Below are 10,316 nucleotides of genomic sequence, written 5' to 3' on the forward strand. Positions count from 1 at the left end.
ATATACCATTTCGATTCTATTGGCTTTTCTAATGTTTCTTTTTAACATATAGTGTATAAGTATGAAAATTTATGTTGTTATTACAATGCGTATCTGAGTTATACATAACAAAGATACGCATCCATATTGCATTATCATTTTAATTCCTAATATTGAGTATACTTAATATACGATGGATCATTATATACCCACTGATTTCCACCAAGGTTTAACCAGCCATTTTCATTTATATATACTAAATAAGATTCTGGAGGATTTAATTGACGGATAACTGCAGATGTAGTTGATGGACCACTTCTTAAATTTACATTCATCCCTTGTATATATGCAACCCCAATCGGACTTCCATCACTATTGCTTGTCTTTACAAAATTAATGTAAGAAGGATCATTATACACCCATTGTCCATTCCCCAAATCTAACCATCCGTTACTTTCCTGATATACAACGTAAGATTCTGGAGAATTTAATTGACGAATAACTGAGGAAGAAGTTGATGGACCATTTCTTAAATTTACATTTTTCCCAAGGATATAAGCGATTCCCTTCGTTTGAGGTGTCGGTTGTGGGTTTGGAGGTTGTGGATTTGGAGCTACTCCAAAAATAGCCGCTATTCCATTTGCATACGCTTGACTTAGATCTTCAATAAATTGTGGATTCTTTAATAAATTTGCATCAAACGTTGTATCAATAAAGGCAGTCTCAGTTAAAATTGCATCCATTGCGGTTTCTCTTAATACCGCATAATTTTCTTTTTTTGCTCCTCGATCACGAAGACCGTATTTTGTTAATACAGGATTTACTGCTGTATGCATCTTTTGTTGCTTTGCATATGCAGTGCTGCTGTTGGATAACGCATTATAAATATAGCTTTCAAAACCTGTACCCCCGCCGCTATTAATATGAAATGAAATAAAATAATCCGCACCAAAAGCATTAGCAATATTAGCACGTTCCGATAAGGAAATAAACACGTCACTATCACGTGTCATTTTAATTGTAATTGGGTAATTTACCGTTAAAATATCTCGAACGCGTCTAGCAATTTGAAGCGTTAAGTTTTTTTCTACTAAGCCATTACCAACAGCACCAGAATCATATCCACCGTGCCCTGCGTCTATAACAAGTTTCATTTTACTACCCCGCCCCTTTCTTGTAATATGTTAGCATTGCTACTCGTCCTATTTTATGTGAAATGTACAAGTTCTGTTACAATCACAAATAAAAAAACCGCCTTATGTAAGGCGGTTTCTATCATCTTGCTTTAACCAATTTAAAATAAATATATACGATTGATAGTGAATATAACGTATGCAAAATAAAATAAATAAAAGTACTATTCCAACACCACTATAAAGTAAACCGAACTTTAAAAAAACATTCACAAGTGGTGGAAAGTTCATTATATTTTGTAATGTACTAAGCATACAAAATATAATGAAAAAGACAGGGACGTATTGTAATTCATACGGCTTTCTTTTCTTAATCATTCTTTTCCGAATGATTATATGACATAGTTCTGCTACTATAAAGCACCCTCCAATTAATACAAGACCAGAAGTCATTGTCATACATCCACCTGCCTTATATTTATTGTATCGCATAAATAATCATCGTTATATTTTCTTCACATACGCTCCATCTTCTGAAGTAAAGCCAAAACTCTCTATGAAAGAATGCGCTTTTTCTGTTAATTCCTCTTGTAGCACTTTTATTTCTTTCACATTTCTTTGTTTCATCATTTCTTCAAATGTAAAATACGTATTTGTACCATAACCATAACCTTGGTAATCAAAATGAATAATTAGCTGTGATAAAACAGCTCGTTCCTCTTGAACACTATAATCTATTACACCAATATATGTATCATCAACTTTCACACAATACTGTACCTTTTTCTCACCTAAACTATGCGATTTAAACATTTCTTTAACAACGCTTTCATTTTCTATAGTAACTTTCTCAAACGTAATCATATGTTGTCCATCCTTTTACTATTATTGTATCAATAATACTTCCTATTTATGAAAAAAAACCTTAAGACCGTATGCGATCTTAAGGTTTTTCTAATTACACTAAGCTATACGCACGTTTTGTTTCTTCATGGAACTTGTTCGTATCGTATTTATGCTCAACATAAATTTGGTGCCATACCATAAACGCAAGTACAGTCCAAATTTTACGGCTATAATCGCCTTTATCTGCACAATGTGCTTCCAGTAAGTTTAATACATACTGTTTGTCGATTAAATGCTCTGTCTTACTTTCGTTTATAATATTTATAGCCCAATCATGCATTTCGTCTTTTAACCAGTGACGAATTGGTACTGGGAATCCAAGTTTTTTACGATCTAATACGTGATCTGGAACGATTCCGCGTGCTGCTTCACGTAAAATAGCTTTCGTAGTTCCGTTAGCAATCTTAAGTTCAGTTGGAATTTTAGATGCAACATCGAATACTTCTTTATCTAAGAACGGTACACGAAGTTCTAATGAGTTTGCCATTGTCATTTTATCAGCTTTTAATAAAATGTCACCGCGTAACCATGTGAACATGTCAATGTACTGCATTTTACTTACATCATCATAATCTTTAATCTCGTTATACAATGGTTTCGTGATATCCATATAGTTAACACTTTCATTGTAATACTTCATTAATTCAGCTTTTTCTTCTTCACGGAAGATTTTCGCATTTCCATAGTAACGCTCTTCAATTGGTGTACATCCACGCTCTAGGAAGCTCTTACCTTTAAATCCTTCTTTAAGAGCACCACTCAATGCTTTTAGAACACTCTTACCTGGGCTAGGAATGTAAGAGAACATTTTTAGTGAGTTTGGCTCACGGTAAATGTTATAACCACCAAATAGCTCGTCTGCGCCTTCACCTGAAAGAACAACTGTTACATGTTTACGTGCTTCTTTAGCAACGAAGTACAATGGTACAGCTGCTGGATCAGCTAAAGGATCATCCATATGCCAAATGATTTTTGGGAACTCATCCATAAATTCTTTCGCTGAAATGAATACGTTATGGTTTTTAACGCCTAATTTCTCAGCAGTTTCTTTTGCAACATCAACTTCACTGAAACCACGTTGCTCAAAACCAACAGAGAATGTTAAAAGATTTGGATTCATTTCTCTTGCGATAGAAGCGATGATAGATGAATCGATACCACCAGATAAGAATGAACCTACTGGTACATCACTACGCATATGCACTTTTACTGAATCATATAGTACATCACGAATTGCTTGGATATGCTCCTCTTTCGTTGCACTTGAAGCATTGAAATAAGGTTTCCAGTAGCGATGGATTTCCATCTCTTTACCGATTTCTTTTACGAAATAATGACCAGGCTCGATTTTATTAACATCAATTGTTAATGTTTCTGGCTCTGGGCCATATTGGTACGTAAAATAATGTTGTAGTGACGTTGGATTAACGCCTTTATCTTCCATCACATGCATAATACTTTTCTTCTCAGATGCGAAGAATGTAGTATCACCTTGCTGTGCGATGTATAGAGGTTTAATACCGAAGTGGTCACGTGCACCGAAAAGTTTCTTCTCTTCACGATCCCAAATCATAAATGCAAACATACCACGAAGGTAGTCTACACATTTTTCTTTCATATGTGCATACAATGCAATAATAACTTCTGTATCAGATTGCGTTGCAAACGTTGCACCTTTTTCAAGTAACATTTCACGTAATTCTACATAGTTGTAAATTTCACCATTAAAAATAATTACATATCGATCATTTTCATAAGTTAGCGGCTGATGTCCTGCCTCTAAGTCAATGATACTTAAACGGCGGAAGCCAAATTGTACATGTTCATCACGAAAATATCCTTCGTCATCTGGACCACGGTGGAAAATCATCGTGTTCATATTTTCAAATTGATGTTTTTCTGTTTCTGAAAACTCTCTAGGGTTTTCACATAAACATCCTACAAAACCACACATACTTCTTACCCTCTTTCGGTTTTCATTCTGTTTCTATACTACTATATCAACCCTATTTATACTAGCATAATCAACTGAATATGGCGACCAAAAACTATAAAAAAATCACTCCATTTCACATTTTTAACAATTTTTTATGAAAACATGAAAACTAGGCACTCACCTTTCTCCGCTTTTGTCATATGATATTGCAAATTGATTTCTAGGAGGGAATACCATGAGTGAAGAAAAAAAAGATTCTTCTCGCCCACCGGTTCGTAATTACTTAAAGCAAATTGATGATTTCTTCGAGCAAACACCTCTTCGCAATGTAATCGCTGATTTAAATCATTTTTTCCAAAAAGGAAACCGTTTATTAACATTCCCTGTAGATTTATATGAAGTTGGTGAAGAACTCGTTGTTACAGCTGAACTACCAGGTATACAAAAAGAGCAAATCCAAATTGAAATACAAAGTGAATACTTAAAAGTCTCTGTAAAAGAAGAGATACTCGAAGAGGAAGAAGAAACATCCCATAACTATTATCGCCGAGAACGTTCCATTTCAGAAGCATCAAGATTGATTAAGTTGCCGTATTCAATTAATAAAAAAGCAGCAAAAGCTTCTTATCAAAACGGCGTATTAGAAATTCGGGCGCCGAAACTTCCCCAACAACATGACATTTTATCCATAGACTAATGCAAAAAAAATAAGGGTGCTATGCACCCTTATTTTTAATCCACTAATCGCTTCATATCACGTATAATGTCTTCGTATGGCGTATTACTAATGCCACTATACTTTTTCATTACTTTTCCGTTTTGATCAATTAAATAAAATGCTGTACCATGCATGACCTGACCGTTCTCCGGCTTATCTACAAGTGATTGGAAATTATCTTTTGAAAACTTTGTAATATCTTCTAACGAATATCCCGTTAATAAATTCCAGTTACTAGTATCCTCTGTAAACTTTTGAATAAATGCTTTCAGATTTTCTGGTTTATCAAGGTCTGGATCTACACTAAATGAAACAAACTGAACGTCTATCTTCTCTTCTTTTGCCATCTTTTGCAGCTTGGCCATATTTGCAGTCATTGGTGGACAAACTGTTTGACAATTTGTGAACATAAAATCTGCAACCCAAACTTTCCCTTTTAAATCTTTTGTACCAAATTGCTTTCCATCTTGATTTGTAAATTGGAAAGTTTCTAAATCCCAATTCAATGGTTTACGAAGCTTTGAACCTGATCCACTACATCCAGCAAGTACAAAGAGACAAAATACAACCATAAGACCAATTATTTTTTGATAACGCTTCATTTATAAACCTCTTTTCTCTATCCTAAATTTAAATAGGTTATGTTTATAATAACAAAAGTTAACACTACGAGAAAATTGTTTACTACATTTGTTCACGAAATCGTACGAATTTACGTATGTTACTTCTTTATTTCAAGCGAATTACTAGACAAAATATATTTTTTTACTATTATTTCTATAAATAGAAGTGATAAAACTAATTTTATTGTTACTTTTGTAAATACCTTTCCCTATTTTTTAACAATTCCTTAAACATTAATCCATGTTTTACACTGTATTCCTTAACAACATTTCGGTACAATACAAATACAACGATTTTAAATGAGGTGATGTTCATGGCAAAGCGCTATGAAAATATGGATAATGTTAGTACAAAAAAATCAATTCGCTCTTTTTTACGCTGGCGTAAAGAACGAAAGCAAAACAAAAAAGATTTTTCTTTCTTAGTAGAACAATCACCCGTTAAACAAAGTGCATTTTTGCAAAGTAATGTAAAAAAAACGACTGTCACATGGATTGGGCATTCTACTTTTCTTATCCAAACGAATGGACTTAATATATTAACAGATCCAGTATGGGCCAATAAATTAAAGCTAGTTCCAAGACTTACAGAACCTGGATTCTCTATAGAAGCACTACCTAAAATTGATATTGTCCTTATTTCACATGGTCATTATGATCATTTAGATTTTTCAACTCTTCGTCAGTTGAATGATGATGTTCTATACCTTGTACCTATCGGATTAAAAAAATTATTTACTCGTAAGAAATTTAAACATGTAGAAGAGTATAAATGGTGGGAAAGTACGATAATTAACGAAGTTTCTTTTCACTTCGTACCTGCCCAGCACTGGACGAGAAGATTCTTATTTGATATGAATACGTCTCACTGGGGGGGATGGATTATTGATAATGAAACGACTATGGAAACCATATATTTTTGTGGCGACAGTGGCTATTTCCAAGGTTTCAAAGAAATTGGTGAACGCTTTTTAATTGATATTGCTCTTATGCCCATTGGCGCTTATGAACCAGAATGGTTTATGAAAGTATCTCATGTTTCACCTGAAGAGGCTGTGCAAGCTTATTTAGATTTAAACGCTACTCATTTTATACCGATGCATTACGGAGCATTTGCACTCGCCGATGAAACACCTCGTGAAGCAATAACTAGACTTCGAAATAATTGGAATTTGCGCATGTTACCATGGGAACAACTGCATGTACTCTTTTTAGGCCAAACTTTTATTTATAGTAACGCAACAAATGATAAGCAAATAAATGAAAAAATTGAAACTTTACATGTGTAACGTAGCGACTGATTTTCTACATCTAACATATAATATAGAAAATCCTATAGTGAAGGCTTTTACGGACAGCCCGTTACCTAACCTCTTTGCTCCAACTAAATTTTGAGGTGGGAGTTTTACTGTCCGCAAATTGCGGGATAAAGGGTGTTTTCTATGAATAGATATTTACAGACTCGCTATATCATTAGCGGTAGTGCCTGTATAGCTCTTCTTATTTCTTACTTTCTATTTACATAAAAAAGCTACTTGAAATATATTTTCAAGTAGCTTTTTTATTACTCTGCTAAATACATAAATCCGATTGCACCCGGACCTGTATGAGTACTAATTATAGGCGTTGTATAGAAAATTTCTGATTGAGCAAACCCACTCACTTTTTCAACCGCCGCTTTCATACTTTCAGCTAAAGGAATTGCTTTCGCATGTGGAATTGCAACAGCCTTTACAACTTTTCCAGCTGTATCTTGCTCAAATAACTTAGCTAATGTTTTTACAATTTGGCCTTGGCTACGAACTTTCGTTACAGGATTATAAACACCGTCTTCAAGACTAGCAATTGGCTTTATATTAAGCAGCGAACCGATAAACGCTTTTCCTTTACCGATACGTCCACCCTTCACTAAGTTTTCTAATGTATCTACTACTACATATAAACGAGTATTCTTTCTTACTTCATCTACACGTTTTAAAATTTCTTCTAGTGAGCGCCCTTCATTTGCCATTTTTGCAGCTTCAATTACTTGATATGCTAAAGCATGTGTAATAAATTGAGAATCAACAACTGTTACTTTTGTATCGGTCATTGATGCAGCACTATTTGCAGTTGCTACAGTACCACTCATTCCACTTGTCATATGAATGGAAAGTACTTCACTTCCATCTTCACCTAACTTGTCATACATTTCTACAAATGTACCCATTGCTGGTTGCGATGTTTTTGGTAATTCCTCTGATTTAAGCATTTCTTCAATAAATTCATCTGGTTGTAGATCAACGCGATCTAAATATGTTTGTCCATTTACAGAGATTGATAATGGTAGAACATGAATGTCATACTTCTCGATTACTTCTTGTGATAAATCTGCCGTTGAATCTGTTACAATTTTAATTTTTTGCATATTATATTCTTCCCTTTCCAATACGCTCTCCTTGTTATTATACTAGTATTCCCATTGCTTTCAACAATTTGGAACGAAATTTCATCAAATTAATTATATTTTTATATCTAAAATGAAAAAGACAGAGCTCCTAACCCTGTCTCTACTCTATATCATGCATTTTTTTCAAGAGTATTTGTTTTATATACATTTAAATAATCATTCCACTTCAAACAATTTTGTAAATATTCACGGAAAGAATATGCAAATCTTGGATGTTTTTGTTTTTGAATTTTTGCAATAAATAATTGAAGACGAGACTGAATTAGAAACGATAATGGATGCTGCGCCTGTAGGACAGGGATTTCGAATATTTTAATACAATCCCCTGTTGAATGAGTGAAATAAAAACTTTTCGTAATCACAATATCAATCCTCTTTTTCATTGGATTTTTGAACTTCCTCTACTTTGCGTTGTAACACGTTGTTTAAAGTGGAGTAAAATCAGACTTATATGATTTCTGTAGTCCTTATGGCTAGAAGATTTATACTCTATTCATCTCCACCTAATCCATCTTCCCATCCTAAATATCTCCGAGACGGGAATCTCATTATCCATCAATTGTTTAATACATTTAGTATAAGCTTATAAAAGCGCAAAGTTTGTCTAAATTTTGGAGATTCTATAATTTTTTTCTTCTATATATTGTATACGTTTATAGCTATAGTATAACCAATAAATAAAAAAGTGCCTTTATAACGAGGCACTTTTCGACTGCATTTCTTCTCTTTTCTTTTTCCTCTTACTAACAACCTTTGATAAAGCAATACTTACTTCATAAATACAAATAAGCGGCACCGCAACTAAACTATGAGATAAAAAGTCAGGCGGTGATATACAAGATGCAATGATAATCAGTGCTACGTAAGCATATCTTCTTATTTTTATTAAAAATTCCGCCGTAAGTATTCCAATACTAGTTAAAAACATTACAACGACTGGTAATTCAAAAATCACAGCAAATGGGACTGTTAAATTAAGTACAAAATGAAAATACTTTTCTGTCGTAAACATCGTATTAAACATTTCATTACCTATCGTAGTTAAAAAGTGAAATAGAAATGGCATTACAATAAAGTATCCAAAACATAAACCTGCAATAAATAATATAGACAATACCGGTATATACATTATTGTCATCTTTTGTTCATTTGGATGTAAACCCGGTTTTACAAATAACCAAATTTGTATAGCAGCAAAAGGAATTGTACAAACGATAGCAAATACTGTAGCAATCGAGAAAAAAATCCACAATACATCACTTGGACCGAGAACAGTTAATTTCATTGGTAAATCTTTTACAAGCCAAAAATAAATATCCTTTGTAAAAGTAAATCCGATAATTAAAAATAGTACAAAGGATAACACCGTATATATTACTCTTTTTCGAAGCTCAACAATATGTTCTACTACGCTCATTTCCCGATCTTCCAACTCGTTCACCACACTTTATTTATCCATTACAAGGAAAATACATTACATTTTTTCTTTCTTTTCCTTTTCTTGAAATGCGTCATCTGTCAATTCTTTCGTTGATTTTTTAAACTCTTTTAACGTTTCCCCTAAAGCCTTCCCGATTTCCGGCAATTTTTTAGGCCCAAATAAAATGAGTACTGCTACTAAAATTAAAATTAACCCTGGAAAGCCAATATTTGAAAACATTTCCCCATCCCCTTTATTAGTAGTTTCCTTGTCCTACTATTACATAATTTTATTTTGTCAAAAAAGTTTGAAAACGTCAACAAATCCATTGCCTTTTGTCAAAAAAATTCAAAAATATAATCAATTATACAAATTTCATTTTCTATTGCCCTTGTGTATGATATGGTAAGGGAAATGACATATTATTTCATGATAGTAGAAAGGATTTGCATTATGACTGAAAAAATGACACGAATGACCCAATTTGTAAAAGAAGAAATTGCAAATGCAATTACACATGGTATCGGTGCCATTTTAAGCATCCCTGCCTTAATCATATTGATTATTCATGCTTCTAAGCACGGTACCGCATCAGCTGTAGTTGCATTTACTGTTTATGGTGTAAGCATGTTCTTACTGTACTTGTTTTCAACATTGCTACACAGCATCCATCATCCTAGAGTTGAAAAAATATTTACTATTTTAGATCATTCAGCCATTTACTTATTGATTGCTGGCACGTATACTCCTTTTCTACTTATTACACTTCGTGGCCCATTAGGATGGACGTTACTTGCTATTATATGGACACTTGCAATCGGAGGTATCGTCTTCAAAATTTTCTTTGTACGTCGCTTTATAAAGGCATCAACTTTATGTTACATCATTATGGGCTGGCTCATAATCGTTGCCATTAAACCACTTTATGAAAATCTAACTGGACATGGTTTTTCACTACTTTTAGCGGGCGGAATTTTATATTCTGTCGGAGCTATATTCTTCCTTTGGGAAAAGCTACCTTTCAACCATGCCATATGGCACCTGTTCGTTTTAGGTGGTAGTGCGATGATGTTCTTTTGTGTACTCTTTTATGTCTTACCTACAGCATAGTAAAAAAGGTTTCAGCTTACTATAAGCTGAAACCTTTTTTAC

At 33.6% G+C, this 10,316-nt stretch carries 12 protein-coding genes; 3 read left to right on the forward strand and 9 right to left on the reverse strand.

Translation table 11 applies throughout. The features are described from left to right. Positions 1-146: 146 nt before the first annotated feature. From DN403_RS02395 to asnB, 4 genes are all read right to left on the reverse strand, one after another. The gene (locus DN403_RS02395) at positions 147-1,133 is read right to left on the reverse strand and encodes an N-acetylmuramoyl-L-alanine amidase (RefSeq protein ID WP_000779884.1); all 987 of its coding nucleotides are present in this window, start codon (positions 1,131-1,133) and stop codon (positions 147-149) included. A gap of 102 nt (positions 1,134-1,235) precedes the next feature. Then, entirely contained in the window at positions 1,236-1,565 is a 330-nt protein-coding gene (locus DN403_RS02400) for a hypothetical protein (protein WP_000200457.1), read from the reverse strand. Positions 1,566-1,616: 51 nt separating this feature from the next. After that, complete coding sequence (locus DN403_RS02405; RefSeq protein WP_000627501.1) at positions 1,617-1,976, reverse strand: GNAT family N-acetyltransferase; 360 nt, start codon at positions 1,974-1,976, stop codon at positions 1,617-1,619. Positions 1,977-2,070: 94 nt separating this feature from the next. Continuing rightward, positions 2,071-3,972 (reverse strand): asparagine synthase (glutamine-hydrolyzing), encoded by a 1,902-nt coding sequence (gene asnB, locus DN403_RS02410; RefSeq protein ID WP_000333819.1) that lies wholly within the window; start codon positions 3,970-3,972, stop codon positions 2,071-2,073. Between the two features lie 217 nt (positions 3,973-4,189). Between asnB and DN403_RS02415 the strand changes: the two genes are divergently transcribed. After that, on the forward strand, positions 4,190-4,651 hold the full coding sequence (locus DN403_RS02415) for an Hsp20/alpha crystallin family protein (RefSeq protein WP_001288086.1): 462 nt from the start codon (positions 4,190-4,192) through the stop codon (positions 4,649-4,651). Positions 4,652-4,686: 35 nt separating this feature from the next. Here DN403_RS02415 and DN403_RS02420 read toward each other — a convergent pair whose 3' ends face one another. Next, positions 4,687-5,274, reverse strand: a complete 588-nt coding sequence (locus DN403_RS02420) for an SCO family protein (RefSeq protein WP_149185289.1) — start codon at positions 5,272-5,274, stop codon at positions 4,687-4,689. Between the two features lie 335 nt (positions 5,275-5,609). On the opposite strand from DN403_RS02420, the gene DN403_RS02425 reads away from it, so the two are divergent. Next, the gene (locus DN403_RS02425; RefSeq protein ID WP_142398788.1) at positions 5,610-6,584 is read left to right on the forward strand and encodes an MBL fold metallo-hydrolase; all 975 of its coding nucleotides are present in this window, start codon (positions 5,610-5,612) and stop codon (positions 6,582-6,584) included. A 275-nt stretch (positions 6,585-6,859) separates the two neighbouring features. Here the strand turns inward: DN403_RS02425 and DN403_RS02430 are convergent, their stop codons facing one another. From DN403_RS02430 to DN403_RS02445, 4 genes are all read right to left on the reverse strand, one after another. Then, positions 6,860-7,702, reverse strand: a complete 843-nt coding sequence (locus tag DN403_RS02430; RefSeq protein WP_021036079.1) for a DegV family protein — start codon at positions 7,700-7,702, stop codon at positions 6,860-6,862. 152 nt (positions 7,703-7,854) lie between these two features. Beyond that, positions 7,855-8,106 carry a DUF2535 family protein gene (locus DN403_RS02435; protein ID WP_000629010.1) on the reverse strand — a complete coding sequence of 84 codons (252 nt, stop codon included), beginning with the start codon at positions 8,104-8,106 and terminating at the stop codon, positions 7,855-7,857. A gap of 329 nt (positions 8,107-8,435) precedes the next feature. Next, positions 8,436-9,161: a twin-arginine translocase subunit TatC gene (tatC, locus tag DN403_RS02440; protein WP_000117643.1), complete on the reverse strand. Its 726-nt coding sequence runs from the start codon at positions 9,159-9,161 to the stop codon at positions 8,436-8,438. A gap of 57 nt (positions 9,162-9,218) precedes the next feature. Next, on the reverse strand, positions 9,219-9,404 hold the full coding sequence (locus DN403_RS02445) for a twin-arginine translocase TatA/TatE family subunit (protein ID WP_000492443.1): 186 nt from the start codon (positions 9,402-9,404) through the stop codon (positions 9,219-9,221). A 213-nt stretch (positions 9,405-9,617) separates the two neighbouring features. Here DN403_RS02445 and trhA point away from each other — a divergent pair, with 213 nt between their 5' ends. Next, the gene (gene trhA, locus DN403_RS02450) at positions 9,618-10,274 is read left to right on the forward strand and encodes a PAQR family membrane homeostasis protein TrhA (protein ID WP_000136899.1); all 657 of its coding nucleotides are present in this window, start codon (positions 9,618-9,620) and stop codon (positions 10,272-10,274) included. The last annotated feature ends 42 nt before the right edge of the window (positions 10,275-10,316 follow it).

Origin of the sequence: Bacillus sp. AY2-1, from assembly GCF_008368965.1 — a bacterium.
Classification (GTDB): domain Bacteria; phylum Bacillota; class Bacilli; order Bacillales; family Bacillaceae_G; genus Bacillus_A; species Bacillus_A thuringiensis_S.